Origin of the sequence: Streptomyces sp. NPDC007896 (assembly GCF_042959425.1) — a bacterium.
Lineage (GTDB): Bacteria > Actinomycetota > Actinomycetes > Streptomycetales > Streptomycetaceae > Streptomyces.
This window is the reverse complement of record NZ_JBIBKX010000017.1, coordinates 98929-117204: the sequence shown is the minus strand read 5'-3', so window position 1 is coordinate 117204 and position 18276 is coordinate 98929. Positions and strand designations below refer to the sequence as shown.

The following is an 18276-nucleotide window of genomic DNA, read 5'->3' as shown; positions in this document are numbered from 1 at the left end:
GACCTCCCCGGCAGCCCCTCACCCGGGGAACCCGTCCGAGGCGTCGGCCCGGCGGCCGTACTCCCAGACACGGTCGAACTCGGCCTGGAAGTGCTGGTACCAGTGCCCGTCGCGGTCGGGGCGCAGGGTGAACACGGCGTCCCCACTGGCCGAGCTGTGGGAGTAGACGTCGACATGGACGATGCCGCCCGGCCGCCGCGGGTCCAGCAGCACCAGCCCGAAGGCCGGCACGAACGGCAGGAACCTCACCTCGACCCTGTCCCTCACCCCTGGATTCTCGAGCAGCTCGCGCAGGAGGTCGATCGAGGTGCGCAGTCGGTTCTGGTACACCTCGGGCCGGTGGGGGACGGTGCTGCGGCGCGCGGCCTCGGCGGGCGCCGTACCGGCGGGGTCGATGAGCGCGATCCTGATCACGGTTCCGGCGACGGCTCGACGTTCCAGCTCGTCGATCGAGTTGCGGAGAGTGCGGGCGAGGGTCACTCCAACGATGCTGATGTCCCGTGCCCCACGTATCTGTTGGACGAGTTCCGGCTTGTCGCCGCTGAAGAAGTCCTCCGCTGAAATGTCGCCGGCGGCGCGGGCGCGTACCTCCGCCACCAGCTCGGCGACCTGCCGACGGCTGCCCAGCAGCCCTCCGGCCAGCAGGGCGAGGGTCGCGAGAGTGGCCGCGGCCAGTACCTTGCCGCCGGCCACATCGAGTGCACCGAGCACCGCCAGGGTCAGCGAGAGCAGCGCCGTGACGTAGATTTCCAGGTTCTCCCCGGAGGAGAGATCGTCCCGAACGCGCCGCAGAAATCGCATGTGGGCCATCGTCCGCACCGCGGCGCCGGTGCGTCAACGAGGCCGTGGCCGAACTCCGCGGCGGAGTTCCAGGGATTCAGGCGCGGCTCAGTGTGGCGAGGAAGTCCGTGCAGGCCTGGGCGCACTCGCGGCAGGCCTTGGCGCTGTCCTGGCCGCCCGGGTGCTCGTCGAAGACGTCCGCGCACTCGCGGCAGACGGTACGGCACCACTCGACCTGGACGCGGATGCCTGCCGTGTCCCGGCGGGCCTCCTCCGCCAGCACACGGCAGGTCGCGTCGCACACCTCCACGCACAGAAGGCCTTTGCGTCGTACGAGTTCCTGCTCCCTCGGCCCGTCAGGATCGACCACGCTCGCCCGCAGCGCACAGGCACGGGCGGCCTCGGCGCAGGCCTGCGCACACTCGAAGCGGTCCTCCAGGAATCGGATGAGTTCTTGCTGGGATGTCATTGTCGTCACCGCGAGCGGGTAGCCGCGGGAAGGCCCGCCAAACCCCGCACCTCAGGGCCCGGCGGCAGCTCTCCGGACCAGCGCCACCTGGTTCATGCGCACCACTCCGGGCACTCGGTGCGCATGAGTGCCATGGATACGGAAGGGACAGTGCTCGCCGCGGCCCAGGGCCTGCTGGTCCTCGGGCCGCTCACGGTGGGCGTCGTGCTGGTGGCGATGCTGATCGGTGTCGTGTGGTGGGGGCGCCGCAAGCGGCAACAGCAACCGCCCCCGCCTCGACCCGGGGAACAGCCCCGGCTCCCGGACAGCCGCCCGGTCCACGAGGTCAGGGAACACCGCGCACCCGACGCCTCATAAGCGCAGGTGAGCGGGGTCTGGTGCGTGCAGCCGCAAGGCGGAGGAGGGCGTCGACGCGATGGGGGTCCCCCTTCTCGAGCGAAGCCGAGAGCTCGGGGGAGTCGGCGACCGACGACAACGCCGCTGGGGGCACCCCCTAATCGAACAGCTTCGGGGAGAGCGTGCCAGACCCCGCGTCTCCGGCATGATCCGCCGGACAGGCCCTAGCCCTCCATCGCCCCCGCCGCCTCGCGTGAGATCCGCTCGAACTCGGCACCCATCGCCTCGGAGAGCGCATGGGCCGCCGAGAGCGGGCGGACCATCACCATCAGGTCGTCGATCCTGCCGTCCTCGTCGAAGTGCAGGAAGTCGCAGCCGTTGAGCTCCTTGTCACCCACCTTCGCGGTGAAGACGAGCGCGTGGTCGCGACCGTCGGCACCGGCGAACTCGCGCACGTAGCGGAAGTCGGTGAAGACACGGGAGACGCCGCGCAGGATGGCCGCGGTGATGGCCTTCCCCGGGTACGGCTTGAAGGCGACGGGGCTGGTGAACACCACGTCGTCGGCCAGCAGCTCCTCGATCGCGGTGTGGTCGCCCGCCTCTACGGCCTTCCGGAAGGGGTGCATCCGAGCCCCGCCTCTCACACTCAACTAATTGATTAGGTTACGAACAGAGTAGTTGGGGTGGCGTCCAGCGTCCAGGTATTGGCATTTCTATGGCTCTGACCGAACTCCCTATTGGTCACCTATGCCAGAGCCGCATACGGTCGAGGACATCCCCGCCCTGACGATCTGGGTCCAGAGCGTCGGGGCGCAGGACAGGAACAACCGGCAACGCCCCCGCACCCTCGGAGAAACGCACCATGTCGAAGATTCTCTTCGTGATCACCGGCGTCGACCACTGGACGCTCGCCGACGGCACCCGCCACCCGAGCGGCTTCTGGGCCGAGGAGGCCGTCGCCCCGTACGAGGCGTTCAAGGCCGCGGGCCACGAGGTCGTCGTCGCCACACCGGGCGGCGTCGTGCCGACCGTGGACAAGGGGAGCCTGGCTCCCGAGGTCAACGGCGGCCAGGAGGGCGCCGACCGCATCGCGCACGCCCTCGCGTCGATGACCGCGCTCCAGCGGCCGATCAAGCTGGCGGAGGCCGACCTCGCCGACTACGCGGCCGTCTTCTACCCCGGCGGCCACGGACCGATGGAGGACCTGGCGGTCGACGCGGACTCCGGCCGGCTGCTCGCCCTCGCGCTGGAGTCGGGCAAGCCGCTCGGTGTGGTGTGCCACGGCCCGGCCGCGCTGCTCGCCGCGACGAAGGAGGACGGCACCAACGCCTTCGCGGGCTACCGGGTCTCCGGGTTCACCAACGCCGAGGAGACGCAGGCCGGTCTCGCCGACAAGGCGAAGTGGCTGCTCCAGGACCGGCTCGTCGAGGCGGGCGTCGACTTCCAGGAGGGCGAGCCGTGGGCCCCCAAGGTGGTCGTCGACCGCAACCTGGTCACCGGCCAGAACCCGGCGTCCTCCGCCCCCCTCGCCGCCGAACTGCTGAAGCAACTGCCCTGACCCTCGTGGGGCTCGGGAGGCGGCGGCCGATGGCGGCGCCTCGCACACGGCCGAACTCTGCGCCGAGGAGGCCTCCGCGTCAGACGGACAGCAGCTCGGCGGTGGGGCCGTGGCGGGCCAGGCGACCCGACTCCAGCAGGTGCACCGTGTCCGTGTAGGCGGCCACCAGGTGCAGTTCGTGGCTGACCAGCGCGATCGCCAAATCCCTTTCGGTGCGCAGACGTCGCAGGAGTTCCATGATGGCGATGGCGGTGTCCGGGTCGAGGGCCGAGGTGATCTCGTCGCAGAGCAGGAAGTCGGGCTCGGCGGCCAGCGCGCGGGCGATGGAGACGCGTTGCCGCTGGCCTCCCGACAGCTCCGCGGGATGGCGGCGGGCGAAGTCGGCGGGCAGCTCGACCTGTTCGAGGAGTTCCGCCACCCGGTCGGACACCTGGCTCTTGGCGAGGGCCCGGTGCAGTCGCAGCGGGCGGGCCAGCGCGGCACCGACGGTGTGGGAGGGGTTGAGCGTACCCAGCGGGTTCTGCGGAACGAGTTGGATGCGCCGATGGTGCGTACGGCTGCGACGGCGTGCCGTGGCCCCGACCGGCTGCCCGTCCAGGGTGACGTTTCCCGCGTCGGGCCGGTGCAGGCCTGCCAGCACGCGCAGCAGCGTGGTCTTGCCGGAACCGGACGGCCCGACGATTCCGGTGGCGCTGCCAGGCCCGGCCGTGAAGTCCACGGCGTCCAGGGCGTGTTGTGCCTGTCCCCGGTGCCGGAAGGCGACGCTGATACCGCGCGCCGTGATGCCCTCGGCGGTGGCAGGTGCCCGTTCGATGGGGAGTGTCTCTGTCCTCGCCCGGGGCACCCGAGGCTGCGCGGGCGTCGGCAGATGGACGACCTGGTCGGCGCAGGCCGCGACGAGTTCGGGGTCGTGGCAGGCCATCACCACGGCGAGGCCGCGCCTGGTGGCGAGGTCGCGCAGCAGCTCGGCGATGTCGTCGCGCAGGGCGGAGTCCAGTCCGGCGGTCGGCTCGTCCAGGAGCAGGACGTCCGGGGTGCGGGCCAGCGCGCGGGCGAGGGCGACGCGGCGCTGCTGGCCGCCCGAGAGCGCGGTGGGGCGCCGGTCGGGCAGCCCGTCGTCGGTGGGCAGTCGGCATTCGCGCAGCAGCGCGAGCACCGCCTCGGCACCGCGGTCCGTGGCGGTCTCGGCCACCAGACGGCGTACCTTCATCCGCGGGTTGAGTGCGGAGCCGGGGTCCTGCCCGACGTAGGCGATCCGGGTGCGGCGTATTTCGCGCAGTGCCGGGGCCGGCAGCGTCGAGGGGTCGTGGCCCAGGACGTCCAGGGTTCCGGCGGACACGGTGGCGCCCGGCGGGAGGTGGCCGACGAGGGCGCGCAGCAGGGTCGTCTTGCCGGAGCCCGAGGCGCCGGTGAGGGCGGTGATCTCCTGGGGGCGTACGACCAGGCTGGTGGGGCGGAGCAGGAACGGGCCGTCGGGGAGGCGGACTTCGAGGTCGGTGACCGTCACCAGGGGAGCCGGGGGCTCGGCGGTGGGTGCCGGGGCCGGCTCGTCGTCGGGGACGTCTTGCGTGGTGGCCGGGTGGCTCACGAGGTGGTCACCGCCTTCCGTACGGGGCGTGGGGCGAGGGAGGAGGAGGCGAGGTTGACGCTGATCGCGAGCAGGGCGATGGCCAGGCCGGGGGCCACCACGGCCCAGGGGTTGAGGAGGATGCCCGGGGAGTTCTCCCGGACCATCAGCGCCCAGTCAGAGGCCGGGGGTTGGGGACCTATCTGGAGGAACCCGGCCATGGAGATGACATAGACGGCCTCCACGAAGCGCAGGCCGAACAGGGCGAGCACGGTGGCGCGCAGGTTGGGCAGCAGTTCGAGCAGGGTGAGGTACCAGAGCCTCTCGCCGCGGGCGGTGGCGGCCTCGACGTAGCCGGACTGTGCGAGGGGGGCCGCGGCGCCGGCGACGACCCGTACGGCGTAGGGGACTCCCAGGACGATGGCCGCGGTGTTGACCGCCAGGCGTCCGCCGTCCGGCCAGGCGAGCGCGATGAGCATGATGCCGAGGACCGGTGGCAGCAGGATGGCCACGTCGGCCGTCCGCTCCACCGCCCTGCCGAGCACGGGGCGCAGCACGGCGACGCAGCCGATCAGGGTGGCGAGGCCGGTCACGACCACGGCGACCAAGAGGGCGCTGCCGATGAGCGCCGTACCGCCGTGCAGGAGTCGGCTCAGGACGTCGCGTCCCAGCTGGTCGCCGCCGAGCGGTGCGCTGTCCCCGGCCGGGGCGTACGGGGCGGTCACAGGCTTGTCGATCGCGTGCGGGGCGAGGAACGGGCCGGTAAGGGCCACCAGGACGAGCAGCAGGCCCGGTGCGACGCGCCGCAGGACATGGGACGGGACGCGGCGGGGTGCCGCGGTGGCAGGCGTGCTCACGGGCGTGCTCCCAGCATCCGGGCGCGGACGAGATCGGCGGCGAGCAGGATGACACTGATGGTGGCGCCCGCGCAGATCACGACCCCGGCGATCAGCGGGGCGTCGCGACCGGCCACGGCGCCCGCCAGTACGGTGCCGATGCCCGGGTAGTTGAACAATGTCTCCACGGCCACCGCACCGCCCAGCAGCATGCCGGTGGAGGTGGCGATGCCGATGGCGATCGCGGGCAGCGCGCCGGGCAGCGCGTGCCGCAGCACGACCCGGTGGACGGGCAGTCCGTCCAGATGGGCGGCTTCGACGTGCGGCGTCGCGGCCTGGTCGGCGAGCGCGCCGCGCACGATCCGGGTGTTCCATCCGGTCTGCGGGATGGCCAGGGCCAGTACCGGCATGATCAGCATGGTCCAGGTGGTGGGGTCGCCGTCGGCGCCGGTGAGTGTGACGGCCGGCAGCCAGCCCGTCCACAGCGACAGGCCGAGCAACAGGCCGACGGAGACGACGAATTCGGGCACGGCGAACGCGGCGGTGGCCGCGTGGCCGATGATCCGGTCGACCGGCCGACCGGGGCGGCAGGCCGCCCAGCAGCCCAGCGCGAGCGCGGCGGCAACGGTGAGGACGAAGGCGACCGAGCCGAGCAGCAGTGTGTTGGGGAACGGGTCAGCGAGCAGGTCGGTAACCTTCTGGCCGCGCGCGGACGTGCCCAGGTCGCCGGTGGGCAGGGCCGTCATCCAGTCCCAGAAGCGCTCCCACAACGGCCGGTCGAGGCCTAGGAGATGGCGCCTGGCCGCCACATCGGCGGCGCTGTCCCCGCGTTCCGAGGTCGCCGTGGCGGCGTCGCCGGGCAGCGCCTCCACCGCGACGAACACCATGGCGAGGAGCACCGCGAGCATCAGGGCCCGCCGTGCCACGGCCGCCGCGATCCGCACGGCGATCCGCACGGCGATCCGCACGGCGATCCGCACGGCGAGCGGGCCCCCGCGACGCGGCGCGGTGGCCGCCCCCGAGCGGGCGGGGGCGGCCACCGTGTCGTCCTCGGCCGTGCGGCTCAACTCAGCCACACGTTCTCGAGCTGGACGCGGCCGTAGCCCGGCAGCTTGGGCAGGTTGCGCACCTTGGCGACCGCGAGGTCGATGCCGTCGGCCATGCCCCACAGCAGATAGCCGGACTTCTCGAACTCGATCTGCTGCAGCCCGTGCAGGGCCGTGGCGCGTGCCGTCTCGTCGGCGGTGCCGATGACCTTGCGGTACGAGGTGTCGAAGGCCTTGTCGTCGAAGCCTGCCTCGTTCTGTCCGGCCTCGCTGACCAGGGTCTTGGAGGCGAAGAAGACCACGGAGTCGTTGGTGCCCCAGTACGTGGTGTACAGGTCGCCCTTGAGCCAGGTCTTCTCGTAGAACGCGCCGGACTCCTGCTTGACGACCTTGAGCTTGATGCCGGCCTCGCGCGCCTGGGAGGCGAGCAGCGTGGCGGACTCGGCGAGGCCCGAGATGTCCTCGGTGGTCACCAGGTCGTAGGTCTTGGAGAGGTCGAACTTCGCGTCGGCGAGCAGCTGCCTGGCCTTGGCGAGGTCGCGCCCCCGCTGCGGGATGTCCTTGGCGTAGTGCGGGTCTCCGGTGCCCATGATGTCGTTGGCGACGGTGCCGTATCCGGACAGGACCTGCTTGACCATGGCGTCGCGGTCGACGGCCAGGCGCAGCGCCTCGCGCACGCGCACGTCGGCGAACGGGCCGCTCTTGGTGCGCATGACTAGGGGCATCGACATGTCGTTGGGGCGGCGGACGACCTGGACGTCCTTGCGGGACTCGGCGGTACGGGCGGCGACGGCGCCGACGTTCGAGGCGACGTCGATCTGGCCGGCGAGCAGCGCGCTGGACATCGCCTGCGGGGTCTCGAACATGGTCACCTCGATGGCGTCGAGGTGGACCGTGCCGCCGTACCACTTGTCGTTGCGGACCAGGCGGGCGTTGCCGCCGCGGTACCAGTCGAGCTTGAACGGGCCGGTGCCCGGCGCCTTCTCCAGCTCCTTGTCGGAGGTGTCCTTCTTCAGGACGAACGTCGTCAGGCGGGTCAGCAGGGGCAATTCGGCGTTGGCGTAGTCGGAGACGAGGACGACCGTGTCCTCACCTTCGGCCTTGATGTTCTTCGCCTCGATGCCGGGCAGCCGCGCGGCGCCGGAGGGGGTGTTGCGCAGCCGCTGGAGCGACCAGACGACATCGGCGGCGGCGACCGGGGTGCCGTCGTGGAAGGCGGCACCCTTGGCGATCTTGAAACGCCAGGTCTTCAGGTCCTCGGAGTGCTCCCACGAAGCGGCCAGGCGGGGCTTGGTGTTGGGCCCCGTACCGGGCACGGTGAGCGTGTCGTACACCAGGGCCAGGATCAGGTAGTCGCTCTCGTTGCCCTGCGTGCCGTGCGGGTCGCGGGTGAGGGCACCGGCCCGTCCCAGGGCTCCGATGCGCAGGGTGCCGCCCTTCATGGGCTTGTCGCCCGCGGCGGCCGGCTCGGCCGAGGTGTCGTCGCCCCCCGAACAAGCGGCCAGCAGTGCTGTCGCGCCTGTCGCTCCGCCGGCCCACAGCACTTGACGCCTGGTGATGTTCACGTACGTCCTCGATCCGATCTCACAGGAAACGAAAAGTTCTTAGGGTTGCCTACCCTAACGACAACCGTTTCCGCAAGGTGACCTAGCGCCGGTTCATCAGGCAAACAGCAGACCGGTCGTAGACAACTGATCCAGATCGATGGGGTGATGACGGTGTTTCAGCCACAGAAAAGTGAGTAAGGTTTGCCTTACCTAAGTTAGGTGCTAGCGTTCCGCCCGTTCACAGCGCAGGCACAGCCAACCCCCCACGCACCCCCAGAGAACGGGATCTCTTCGCCATGAGCACGGCAGCCGCACCTGTCCGCACGCTCGATGCCCACTCCGTGGGCGAACTCCGCCGGGCAGCGGAGAAAATACTGGCCGAATTCGGGACATCCGCCACGTCCGAAGCCCTGTTGAAGCGCGTCGCCCAGGCCGCCGACGCCTTCGGCGACACCCTCCGTCACCACTGCCGCCCCGTCGACACGGCCGACGGCCTGTACGTCCTCGCGGGACTCGATGTCGACGACCACGACCTCGGCCCCACGCCCACCAGTTGGGCCGGCGCGGGCGACAGCGGCGCCCTGCACGACATCACCCTGCTCCTGCTGGCCACCCTGATGGGTAACCCCATCGCCTGGGAGGGGCAGCAGGACGGCCGCTATGTCCACAACATCGTCCCCTCCCCCGGACACGAGGACGAACAGACCGGCGCCAGCAGCACGGTGCTGCTCAGCCCGCACACCGAGGACGCCTTCCACCCCGGCCGCGCGCATCTGCTGATGCTCAGCTGCATGCGCAATCACGACAACATCGCGACCACCGCCGCCAGCATCCGCCAGGTCGAGCTGGACGAGGCCGACATCGGCCTGCTGACCCGGCCGTTGCTGCCGATCCTGCCGGACGACGCCTACGCCGAGGCCCAGGGCTTCGACGGCGGCACGCCGCCCCGCGTACCCACCCTCTTCCACGCCCGGGACGGGCTGACGCTGCGTTTCGACCCGGCGTACACCCCGCTGGAGGACGCCTCCCCGGCGCACCGGGCCGCCTATGCGCGCCTGGCGGCCGAACTCTCCCGCGTCTCCCGCGCGGTGAGCCTGAACCCCGGTGAGGTCCTCGTCGTCGACAACGATCTGGTGGTGCACGGCCGGGTCCCCTTCGGGGCCCGTTACGACGGCACCGACCGCTGGCTCAAGCGTGCCTCCGTACGGGTGCCCGGGCGGAGCTCCCGCCCGCTGGCCGAGGCCCACGAACACGGCTACGGCCAGGCGGCCCTGGAAGCGCACGGCGACCGTGCTGCCCGTCGAGCGCACGCGAGCTGAGTACCCGGCCACCGCCCGGACCCCCACGCCCAGGAGGAACACGACCATGACCGACCTCACCGCCGTCCCCGGCGACGACCGGAGCCTGCTCATCCTGTCCACCGGCGACCTGGCCGGAATCGACATATCCCTGGCCGATGTCGTCGAGACCGTCGAGGGCGCCTACCGCACCCTGCACGCCGGACAGTCCGACAACCCCCGCAAACTGACGGTCAAGCCCGCGGACGGGCACTCGGTCGCCTACGCGATGCTCGGCCGGGACGGCTCCCGCGATGTCGTCGCGATCAAGACCTCGTACAAGCACGGCCTGGACAAGGGCCGCGACGAGCAGCACTACTACACCTCCCTGACCGTCTACGACGACGTCACGGGACTGCCGGTGGCGATGATGGACTGCTCCCGCATCGGCTCGCTGCGCACCCCGGCGGTCTCCGCGCTGCTCGCCCGTGAGTGCGCGGCGCCCGGCGCGCGCAGCGCCCTGGTCATCGGCACCGGGACGCAGGGGCGGCTCGCGCTGCCGTTCCTGCTCACCACGCTGCCGGACCTCGACCGGCTGATGCTGTCCGGCACCCACCCCGAGGGCATCGCCGCGGTGCGCGAGCAGTTGCGGTCGTACGTCCCCGACCGTGAGGTGGAGGTCGTCACCGATCTGCGGGCCGCCGCCGGGGACGCCGACGTCATCGTGGCGACGGCCGGCGGCCACACCCCGGCAGCCGTCGAGGCGGACTGGCTCAAGCCCGGGGCGCTGTCCGTCCTCGTCGGTCACGGTCTCGCGCCGTCCACCCTGCACCGCGCCGACCGGGTCATCGCCACCAGCGAGGCCCAGATGAACGTCACCGGCACCGACATGGCGGACGCCGACGGCAAACTCCCCGCGGTCGACGCGGAGTTCCCGCCGGTGCTGGCGGGCGTGACGGCGGGACGCGGCTCGGCGACGGAGCGGATCTTCGCGTACAACAGCGGTCTGATCGTCACCGACATCGCCCTCGGCCACCGGTTCGCGCAGCTCGCGCTGGCACAGGGGCTCGGTACGGAGGTGGCGCTGTGGCGGTGAGCGATGCCCCCTCCACCGGTTCCTCGCTGCCCTCGCTGCCCCCACTGCCCGATCCCGCGACCGACGCGGTGCTGGGCAGCGGCCTGCTCGAAGAGCTCTCGTACGCGTTCGGAGGGCCGTTCCACTTCCTGCTGCCCGACGCCTTCGACGCGAACCTGCGGGCGATGCGCGCGGCTCTCGACGAGGCGGGCGTGGACGGGTTCGTGTACTTCGCGAAGAAGGCGAACAAGGCCGCGGTGTGGGTGGAGCGCGCCGCGGCCGGGGGCGCGGGAGTCGACGTGGCCTCCCTCGGCGAGCTGAGGGCGGCACTCGGGCACGGGATGCGCGGCGAGCACCTCGTCGTCACCGGACCGGCCAAGGACGCTCTGCTGCTGCGCCTCGCGGTCCAGCAGGGCGCGTTGATCGCCGTGGACACGCTGGACGAACTCGACGCGCTCGTCACCACCGTCGTGAGCGGGCGGGTCCGGCCGGCCCGGGTGCTGCTGCGATGCCTGCCGGGCACCCAGCCGCACAGCCGGTTCGGCATGGACGACGCCGAGCTGACCACCGCCCTCAACCGGTGCGTCCAGGCGGGCGAGGCGGTACGGATGGAGGGCTTCAGCTTCCATCTGTCCGGATACGCCGTCCAGGCGCGGGCCGATCTCGCCGGGCGACTGCTCGAACTGTGCCTCAAGGCGCGCGTGCTGGGCCTGGAGGCGAGTCGGATCAGCGTCGGCGGCGGGCTGCCGATCGCCTACACCGACGCCAACAGCTGGGGCACCTTCCTCGGTGAGCAGCGCGGCGGGCACTATCACGCGGGCCGGACCTTCGACCCCGCCGACTTCTACCCGTACCACTCCCCCGTCGCCGGAGCGGACGCGCTGCGCGCCCTGCTCGCCGCCCGCCCCGAGGGATACGACCAGAGCCTCGCCGCCTTGCTGAACGACTCCGGAGTGGTCCTGCTGCTGGAACCCGGACGGGCGCTGCTCGACAAGGCGGGCGCGAGCGTCTTCCGGATCCAGGGCGTCAAGGAACGCGACGGGTACCGGCTGCTGACCGTGGACGGCACGAGCCTGAGCCTGTCCGAGCAGTGGTTCAACAGCGAGTACCTGCCCGAGCCGCACCTGCTCTCGCTCGGCGCGGTCGCCCCCGTGGGCACCTACCCGGCGGCCGTGGGCGCGGCCACCTGTCTGGAGTCGGACATGCTCACCTGGCGGAAGATCCCCTTCCCCCGGCGTCCACGCGCCGGCGACCTGCTCGTCTACCCGAACACGGCCGGCTACCAGATGGACTCCAACGAGTCGCCCTTCCACGACCTGCCCCTGCCGCCCAAGGTCGTCATCGACCAGACCGAGCGCCCACGTCCGCGCTGGCGCCTCGACCGCCACTTCGCCTGACCCTCCCCACATGCCCGACACCCCCACGTCGCCCGACTCCCCCAGGAGCCTTCGCATGCCCGGAGCACTTCAGCGCCCCGCCGTGGTCTCCCGCGTCTCCGACCTCATCGGATACACCCCTCTCCTCGAATTCGCCGCCACCGAGACCGGCAGCCGACTGCTGCTGAAGCTGGAGATGTTCAACCCGACCGGCACCGCCAAGATCCGGATGGCCCGGCAGATGATCACCGACGCCGAGGATCGCGGCGAACTGCGGCCCGGCGGCCGGATCATCGAGTCGACCTCCGGCAACACGGGCCTCGGACTCGCCGTCGTCGCCGCCGAGCGCGGCTACACCTTCACCGCCGTCGTCGACCACCACGCCAGCGCCGACAAACTGCGCGCTATGAAGGCCATGGGCACGGAACTCGTCTACGTCGACGACGACGGCGGCAGCTCCGAGGAGCTGGCCACCGCCGCGCGCGAGGAACTCGCCGAGGAGATGGCACGCGGCCAGGACAACACGATCTTCACCGAGCAGCACAACAACCCCAGCAACGGCGTGGGTTACTTCCCCGTCGCCCACGAGCTCCACGAGGCGCTAGACGGCAGGCTCGACGTGCTCGTCGGCGCGGTCGGCACCGGCGGCGGTCTCTGCGGCACGGCACGTGAACTGCGTACCCTCATATCCGACGTCACGACGATAGGCGTCGAGCCCAAGGGATCGATCGCGTTCGGCGGCCCCGCGCACGACTACTACCAGTCCGGCACCGGCACTCCCGAGGGCGCCGAGATCGGTGCGCTCGTCGACTTCGGGCTCATCGACGAGGGCGTCAAGGTCGGCGACGTCGAGGCGTTCGCGACCTGTCGTGCCGTGGCCCGGACCGGACTGCTCATCGGCGGTTCGGCGGGCGGTGTCGTGCACGAGGCGCTGACCCGGCTCGCCGCGCTGCCACCGGGCACGACTATGGTCGCCCTCGTCAACGACGGCGGGGAGAAGTACCTGGACACGGTGTTCAACGACGACTGGATGCACGCCCGCGAACTGCTCGCTCCCGCGACCGAACGGGAAATCGACGAGCTCCTCACCAAACTCCGCAGGAACCGATGACCCCCATGCCGACCACACTCCTCCGCGACAGCCGCGCACTCGCCACCCTCGCCGTGCCGCTCGTCCTCACCCAGCTCGCCCAGGTCGCGCTGACCACCACCGACACCGTGATGATGGGCCTGCTCGGCACCCGGGAACTCGCGGCCGGCGGCCTGGCCATCGTGATCTTCAACCAGGTGCGGACCATGGGCGTCGGCCTGGTCACCTCCGTGGGCAACCAGATCGCCGGCGCCGCGGCCCGCGCGGAGAACGCCGCCGAGGCCGAGCAGGGCAAGGCACGCGAGGACGTCCGCGGGATCGTCCGGGCGAGTCTGGCCGTGGCCACACTCGCCGGTGTCGCCGGGGCCGTCCTCATGATCATCGTCGGCCAGTGTCTGGGCCTGCTCGGGCAGGACGCGGCGGTCGTCGACAGCGCCCGGACGATGCTGTTCGCGCTGGCGCCCGGACTGCTGCCCTGTCTGTGGTTCCAGGCGATCCGCCAGTTCACCGTCGGGATGCGGCGCCCACAGGCGCTGCTCCGGATCACCGTGGCGTCCATCGCCGTCAACGCGGGCCTCAACTGGGGCCTGATCCACGGCACCTGGGGCCTGCCGAAGCTCGGCCTCACGGGCATCGGCGTCGCCACGTCCACCGTGTACCTGCTGTCCTTCCTCGCCCTGTACATCTCGGCGCGGCGGGACGCCGAGCTGGCACCGCTGCTCAGCCTGAACGTCGCCAAGGCCGACGCGGACACGGTCGGGCGCCTGGTCGGCCTCGGCGTCCCGATCGCGGCCACCTACGGCTCGGAGGCCGGGTTCTTCTCGCTCACCGCGCTGATGGCCGGTTCCTTCGGGCCGGCCGCGCTGGCCGCGCACACGGCCGTCAACCAACTCGTCTACATCGTCTTCCAGGTGGCGGTCGGCCTCTCCCACGCCGCGTCCATCAACGTCAGCCGCGAGCTCGCGCTCGGCCGTATCGACGACGCCCGGCGCATCAAAAACACCGCGCTCGCCTGCGCGGCGGCCGTGATGACGGTCGTCGGCGTCGTCTACGTCACGCTGCCGAGGCTGGTGCTGGCCCTGTTCCTCGACTCGGGCTCCGACCGGACGCTCGACATCGCCACGCAGCTGCTGGTCGTCACCGCGTTCCTGCAGTTCTTCGACTGCGCGCAGAACATCGGCGTCGGACTGCTGCGCGGCCTCGACGACACCAGGAGCGGCTTCCGGATCACGCTGATCGGCTACTGGGCCGTCGGGCTGCCCGCCGCCTGGCTGGGGGCCTACCCGCTCGGCCTCGACACCGTCGGCATCTGGCTCGGTCTGCTCACCGGCCTCGCCACCACCGCCGTACTCCTGCTGCGCCGCTACTCGGCGTCCCTCACCGCCCGCACCGCCGCCGCTCCGGCACCGGCTCCCGCCTGACCGAATGGGGGCGCCGTCGTACCCCGGACCTCGAGGGCCGGGGCGGTGAGGACGACCTCGCCCGGGCGGGCGGGGTCGGCGATCCGGTCGAGCAGGCACTGCGCGGCACGGCGGCCGACGTCATGGCCGGCGCTGTCCACGGTGGTGAGCCACAGGTGCCGCAGCCGTGAGAGGTAGGTGTTGTCGTAGCCGACGAGGGAGAGGTCGCGCGGCACCTGGAGGCCGAGTTCCTCCGCGGCCGAGAGGGCGCCGACGCAGGCTATGTCGTTGAACGCGAAGACGGCTGTGGGCCGTTCGCCGGTGCTGAGCAGCCGTACCGTGGCACGGTAGCCGCCCTCCTCGGTCAGGTCGCCCTGCTCCACGACCGCCTCCGCGGCCAGTCCGTGTTCGCGCATGACGGCCTCGAAGCTGCGGCGGCGCAGCTCACCGACCATCCCCTGCCCCGCGATGTGCGCGATCCGGCGGTGGCCGAGGCCGATGAGATGCTCGGTGGCAAGGCGGGCGCCGCGCTCGTCGTCGTTGGCGACCACGTCGACACCGGGCAACTCGGGCTCCCGGGCGCCCGCGACCACGGTGGGGATCTGCCCGGCCGCCGTCCGCAGCGCCTCGGCGGCCGGGAGGGTGCCGACGGCGATCAGACCGTCGACACGCAGGTCCACGAAGGTACGGGTGAGGTCCTCGCCCAGACGCCGGTTGAGATGGCCGTCGGCGAGCAGCATGTGCAGACCTGAGTCGTGCAGCCGGGAGTTCAGACCGTCCAGCAGCTCCACAAACCAGGGGTTGCGCATGTCGTTGAGAAGCACCCCGACCGTGCGGGTGCGCCGCTCACTGAGGCTGCGGGCCGCGGCGTTGGGCCGGTAGCCGAGCTCCTCGACGGCGGCCAGCACGGCCTGCCGCTTCTCGTCACGGACCTGGTCGGAGCCGCGCAGCACGAGGGAGACCAGCGACTTCGACACTCCGGCCCGCTCGGCGACGTCGCGAATCGTCGGTGCTCTCATGGTCTGCATGGCTCCATTCCTGGACCGTTCCATACGGTGGGTGAGCTTGTCAAAGGGGTTGACACGCACTGCAACGGCCTTCAGTGTGAGCCGGGAAATCGTTGGACCGGTCCAAAGAGGGGCAGTCATGGTGCGTTCGCTCGGCGTTGCCGTCGTGGGGTTCGGCTGGATGGGACGGGTGCACACCCAGGCGTACGCCCGCGTGCCCCACCACTTCCCCGGGCTGTCGCTGCGGCCCGAACTGGTCGCCGTCGCCGACGAAGTGCCGGGCCGGGCGGAGGAGGCCGCGGCCCAGTACGGCTTCGCCGCCGCCCACCGCGACTGGCGCGAGGTGGCCGCCGATCCCCGGGTCCAGGCGGTGAGCATCGCCGCGCCGAACTTCCTCCACCGCGAGATCGGCCTCGCCATGGCCGAGGCGGGCAAGCACATCTGGATCGAGAAGCCGGTGGGCCTGACCGCCGAGGACGCCCGAGCCGTGTCGGACGCGGTCGCCAAGGCCGGGGTCCAGGGCACGGTCGGCTTCAACTACCGCAATGCCCCGGCCGTCGCCGCCGCCCGCGAACTGATCGCCTCCGGCGAGATCGGCACCGTCACCCATGTCCGCATCCGGCTGTTCAGCGACTACGCGGCCCACCCCGAGGGCGCTCTGACCTGGCGCTACGAGCGGGAGCGCGGCGGCAGCGGAGTCCTCGGCGACCTGGCCTCGCACGGCGTCGACCTGGCGCGCTTCCTGCTCGGCGAGATCGAGGCGCTGACCGCCGACACCGCGATCTTCCTGCCTCGGCGGGCCCGCCCGACCGGCGCCACCGCCGGTCACACCCGCGCGACGGGCGGCGAACTCGGTCCGGTGGAGAACGAGGACTACGTCAACTGTCTGCTGCGTTTCGCCTCCGGTGCGCGGGGCGTGCTGGAGGCCTGCCGTGTCTCGGTGGGCGAGCAGAACAACTACGGCTTCGAGGTGCACGGCACCAAGGGCGCGGTCTTCTGGGACTTCCGGCGCATGGGCGAACTGGGCGTCAGCAGGGGTACGTCGTACCAGGACCAGCCCGTGAGCACGGTGTACGTCGGCCCCGGGGACGGCGCGTACGCGGCCTTCCAGCCGGGCTCCGCGAACAGCATGGGCTACGACGATCTCAAGGTCATCGAGGCCCACCACTTCCTGCGGTCGATCGCCGACAACACCCCGTACGGCGCGACGCTCGCCGACGCGGTGCACAGCGCGGCCGCGCTGGACGCGATGTCCCGCTCCGCCGAGCGGGGCGTGTGGGTACCCCTGGCATGACGGGCGTTCGCGATGGCCGGACCGGATCCGTCATCGCGTCCCTGAAGGACGGCCGGGCGACTTTCTGTTATCGGCCGCGTTCGACGGCGTCTCCTGTGCGTAGGCATCCCCGGGCACCGAGCGCTAAGGAACCACGTCAGTGACAGCACAGATCAGTCGCCGGAACATGCTGAAGATCGCCGGTGCGGCCGCGAGCGCCACCGTGGCCGGCACCGCCCTCGCGGCGGCCCCGGCAGCGGCGGCGGGCGGCGCCTTCGCGCACCCCGGGATGCTGCACACCCGGGCCGATCTGCACCGCATGGCGACCCAGGTGAGGGCCGGCGCGCAGCCCTACACGGCCGGCTTCGCCAGGCTGACGGCCAACCGGCATGCCCAGAGCACCTGGACGGCCAACCCCCAGGCGACCGTCTACCGCGGCTCGGGCACGCCCGAGAACTACGTCACGCTCTACAACGACATCCACGCCGCCTACCAGAACGCCCTGCGCTGGCACGTCACCGGAGACACCGCGCACGCCGACACCGCCCGCGACATCCTCAACGCCTGGTCGGCCAGGCTGACGAGGCTCGACGGCAGCGCCGACCGGTTCCTCGCCTCGGGCCTCTACGGCTACCAGTTCGCCAACGCCGCAGAGCTCGTCCGCGGCCACGACGGCTTCGAACTGGCGCGGTTCCAGAAGATGATGCTCGACGTCTTCCACCCGCTGAGCGAGGACTTCCTCGCCCACCACAACGGCTCCTACATCACCAACTACTGGGCCAACTGGGACCTGACGAACATCGCCTCCGTCCTCGCGATCGGCATCCTGTGCGACGACCGGGCGAAGGTCGACCGGGCCGTCGAGTACTTCAAGCACGGCGCGGGGATGGGCTCCGTCAAGAACGCCATCCCGGTCGTGTACGCCGACGGCCTCGCCGAATGGGCCGAGGCAGGCCGCGACCAGGGACATGCCCTGCTGGGCGTCGGCCTGATGGGCACCATCTGCGAGATGGCCTGGAACCAGGGCATCGACCTGTACGGCTATGACGACAGCCGCTTCCTCAAGGGCGCCCAGTACGTCGCCAAGTGGAGCCTGGGCGGAGACGTGCCCTACACCTCGTACACCCGTAAGAAGGGCGCGCCCGGTATCTGGTCGGGCTCGGAGACCGCGTCCGCGGCGGCGGCCGTCGACCCGGCCATGGCCCGGCCGATCTGGGCCATGATCGCCAACCACTACACCGAGCGCCGGGGGCTGGCCGCGCCGCACCTCACGAAGATCGCGGCCCGGTTCGCGCCCGAGGGCGGCGGCGGGGACTACGGCCCCAACAGCGGCGGCTACGACCAACTCGGCTTCGGCACGCTGGCGTTCACCCGCCCCCGGGCCACCGCCGCCGAGGCGACGGCGTCGCCGACGCCCACGACCAGTACATCCGGTGCGTCGCCCTCCGGCAGTACGTCCGCCACGCCCTCCGCCTCGGCGAGCCCCCTCGGCGGGAAGGGCGAGGACCTGGCCGCCACCGGTTCCTCCGACCTGCCGGCCTGGACCGCCGCCACCGGCGTCGCCGCCCTCGCGGGCGGCTTCCTCCTGCTGCGCCGCCGCGACCGGGCCCGCCGCGACGCCGGGGAGTGACGGGCGGGC

The 18276-nt window shown here is 71.5% G+C and carries 17 protein-coding genes; 9 read left to right on the top strand and 8 right to left on the bottom strand.

The genetic code is table 11. The features are described from left to right. Positions 1–18: 18 nt before the first annotated feature. Entirely contained in the window at positions 19–801 is a 783-nt protein-coding gene (locus ACFZDJ_RS41790) for a hypothetical protein (RefSeq protein WP_391067085.1), read from the bottom strand. Positions 802–877: 76 nt separating this feature from the next. Then, positions 878–1258 carry a four-helix bundle copper-binding protein gene (locus tag ACFZDJ_RS41785; RefSeq protein ID WP_384906714.1) on the bottom strand — a complete coding sequence of 127 codons (381 nt, stop codon included), beginning with the start codon at positions 1256–1258 and terminating at the stop codon, positions 878–880. A 114-nt stretch (positions 1259–1372) separates the two neighbouring features. On the opposite strand from ACFZDJ_RS41785, the gene ACFZDJ_RS41780 reads away from it, so the two are divergent. Further along, positions 1373–1606 carry a DUF6479 family protein gene (locus ACFZDJ_RS41780; RefSeq protein ID WP_391067083.1) on the top strand — a complete coding sequence of 78 codons (234 nt, stop codon included), beginning with the start codon at positions 1373–1375 and terminating at the stop codon, positions 1604–1606. A gap of 203 nt (positions 1607–1809) precedes the next feature. Here the strand turns inward: ACFZDJ_RS41780 and ACFZDJ_RS41775 are convergent, their stop codons facing one another. After that, positions 1810–2211, bottom strand: coding sequence for a nuclear transport factor 2 family protein (locus ACFZDJ_RS41775; RefSeq protein WP_384906716.1), 402 nt, complete (start codon positions 2209–2211; stop codon positions 1810–1812). Between the two features lie 236 nt (positions 2212–2447). Here ACFZDJ_RS41775 and ACFZDJ_RS41770 point away from each other — a divergent pair, with 236 nt between their 5' ends. Further along, the gene (locus ACFZDJ_RS41770) at positions 2448–3143 is read left to right on the top strand and encodes a DJ-1/PfpI family protein (RefSeq protein WP_391067080.1); all 696 of its coding nucleotides are present in this window, start codon (positions 2448–2450) and stop codon (positions 3141–3143) included. A gap of 79 nt (positions 3144–3222) precedes the next feature. On the opposite strand, the gene ACFZDJ_RS41765 is transcribed toward ACFZDJ_RS41770, so the two are convergent. From ACFZDJ_RS41765 to ACFZDJ_RS41750, 4 genes are all read right to left on the bottom strand, one after another. Beyond that, a complete protein-coding gene (locus ACFZDJ_RS41765; protein WP_391067077.1) occupies positions 3223–4731 on the bottom strand; it encodes an ATP-binding cassette domain-containing protein in 1509 nt (502 codons plus the stop codon). Beyond that, entirely contained in the window at positions 4728–5567 is an 840-nt protein-coding gene (locus ACFZDJ_RS41760) for an ABC transporter permease subunit (protein WP_391067074.1), read from the bottom strand. The genes ACFZDJ_RS41765 and ACFZDJ_RS41760 overlap by 4 nt, the downstream gene beginning before the upstream one ends. Beyond that, positions 5564–6484, bottom strand: a complete 921-nt coding sequence (locus tag ACFZDJ_RS41755; protein WP_391067292.1) for an ABC transporter permease subunit — start codon at positions 6482–6484, stop codon at positions 5564–5566. Before ACFZDJ_RS41755 ends, ACFZDJ_RS41760 begins: the two co-directional genes overlap by 4 nt. Positions 6485–6609: 125 nt before the next feature. Next, positions 6610–8157 (bottom strand): ABC transporter substrate-binding protein, encoded by a 1548-nt coding sequence (locus tag ACFZDJ_RS41750; RefSeq protein WP_391067071.1) that lies wholly within the window; start codon positions 8155–8157, stop codon positions 6610–6612. Positions 8158–8435: 278 nt separating this feature from the next. Here ACFZDJ_RS41750 and ACFZDJ_RS41745 point away from each other — a divergent pair, with 278 nt between their 5' ends. Genes ACFZDJ_RS41745 through ACFZDJ_RS41725 form a run of 5 tightly spaced genes read left to right on the top strand, consistent with a single transcriptional unit; the run spans position 8436 to position 14378 of the window. Continuing rightward, a complete protein-coding gene (locus ACFZDJ_RS41745; RefSeq protein ID WP_391067068.1) occupies positions 8436–9458 on the top strand; it encodes a TauD/TfdA family dioxygenase in 1023 nt (340 codons plus the stop codon). Positions 9459–9504: 46 nt separating this feature from the next. Then, on the top strand, positions 9505–10512 hold the full coding sequence (locus tag ACFZDJ_RS41740; protein WP_391067066.1) for an ornithine cyclodeaminase family protein: 1008 nt from the start codon (positions 9505–9507) through the stop codon (positions 10510–10512). Next, a complete protein-coding gene (locus ACFZDJ_RS41735; protein WP_391067063.1) occupies positions 10509–11888 on the top strand; it encodes a Y4yA family PLP-dependent enzyme in 1380 nt (459 codons plus the stop codon). The genes ACFZDJ_RS41740 and ACFZDJ_RS41735 overlap by 4 nt, the downstream gene beginning before the upstream one ends. 55 nt (positions 11889–11943) lie before the next feature. After that, complete coding sequence (locus tag ACFZDJ_RS41730) at positions 11944–12978, top strand: pyridoxal-phosphate dependent enzyme (protein ID WP_391067059.1); 1035 nt, start codon at positions 11944–11946, stop codon at positions 12976–12978. Between the two features lie 5 nt (positions 12979–12983). Further along, positions 12984–14378 carry an MATE family efflux transporter gene (locus ACFZDJ_RS41725; RefSeq protein ID WP_391067056.1) on the top strand — a complete coding sequence of 465 codons (1395 nt, stop codon included), beginning with the start codon at positions 12984–12986 and terminating at the stop codon, positions 14376–14378. Here ACFZDJ_RS41725 and ACFZDJ_RS41720 read toward each other — a convergent pair. Then, entirely contained in the window at positions 14321–15376 is a 1056-nt protein-coding gene (locus ACFZDJ_RS41720) for a substrate-binding domain-containing protein (RefSeq protein ID WP_390933475.1), read from the bottom strand. The genes ACFZDJ_RS41725 and ACFZDJ_RS41720 overlap by 58 nt on opposite strands. Positions 15377–15503: 127 nt before the next feature. Between ACFZDJ_RS41720 and ACFZDJ_RS41715 the strand changes: the two genes are divergently transcribed. Next, entirely contained in the window at positions 15504–16658 is a 1155-nt protein-coding gene (locus tag ACFZDJ_RS41715; RefSeq protein WP_390933335.1) for a Gfo/Idh/MocA family oxidoreductase, read from the top strand. Between the two features lie 166 nt (positions 16659–16824). Beyond that, the gene (locus tag ACFZDJ_RS41710; protein WP_391067290.1) at positions 16825–18267 is read left to right on the top strand and encodes an alginate lyase family protein; all 1443 of its coding nucleotides are present in this window, start codon (positions 16825–16827) and stop codon (positions 18265–18267) included. Positions 18268–18276 lie beyond the last annotated feature (9 nt).

What these genes read in the sequence shown, in the direction of transcription:
- ACFZDJ_RS41715 (WP_390933335.1), top strand. Translation starts at nt 15,504, where the DNA reads ATGGTGCGTTCGCTCGGCGTTGCCGTCGTGGGGTTCGGCTGGATGGGA.
- ACFZDJ_RS41775 (WP_384906716.1), bottom strand. Translation starts at nt 2,211, where the DNA reads ATGCACCCCTTCCGGAAGGCCGTAGAGGCGGGCGACCACACCGCGATC.
- ACFZDJ_RS41770 (WP_391067080.1), top strand. Translation starts at nt 2,448, where the DNA reads ATGTCGAAGATTCTCTTCGTGATCACCGGCGTCGACCACTGGACGCTC.
- ACFZDJ_RS41740 (WP_391067066.1), top strand. Translation starts at nt 9,505, where the DNA reads ATGACCGACCTCACCGCCGTCCCCGGCGACGACCGGAGCCTGCTCATC.
- ACFZDJ_RS41725 (WP_391067056.1), top strand. Translation starts at nt 12,984, where the DNA reads ATGCCGACCACACTCCTCCGCGACAGCCGCGCACTCGCCACCCTCGCC.
- ACFZDJ_RS41745 (WP_391067068.1), top strand. Translation starts at nt 8,436, where the DNA reads ATGAGCACGGCAGCCGCACCTGTCCGCACGCTCGATGCCCACTCCGTG.
- ACFZDJ_RS41710 (WP_391067290.1), top strand. Translation starts at nt 16,825, where the DNA reads ATGCTGAAGATCGCCGGTGCGGCCGCGAGCGCCACCGTGGCCGGCACC.
- ACFZDJ_RS41780 (WP_391067083.1), top strand. Translation starts at nt 1,373, where the DNA reads ATGAGTGCCATGGATACGGAAGGGACAGTGCTCGCCGCGGCCCAGGGC.
- ACFZDJ_RS41790 (WP_391067085.1), bottom strand. Translation starts at nt 801, where the DNA reads ATGCGATTTCTGCGGCGCGTTCGGGACGATCTCTCCTCCGGGGAGAAC.
- ACFZDJ_RS41730 (WP_391067059.1), top strand. Translation starts at nt 11,944, where the DNA reads ATGCCCGGAGCACTTCAGCGCCCCGCCGTGGTCTCCCGCGTCTCCGAC.
- ACFZDJ_RS41720 (WP_390933475.1), bottom strand. Translation starts at nt 15,376, where the DNA reads ATGAGAGCACCGACGATTCGCGACGTCGCCGAGCGGGCCGGAGTGTCG.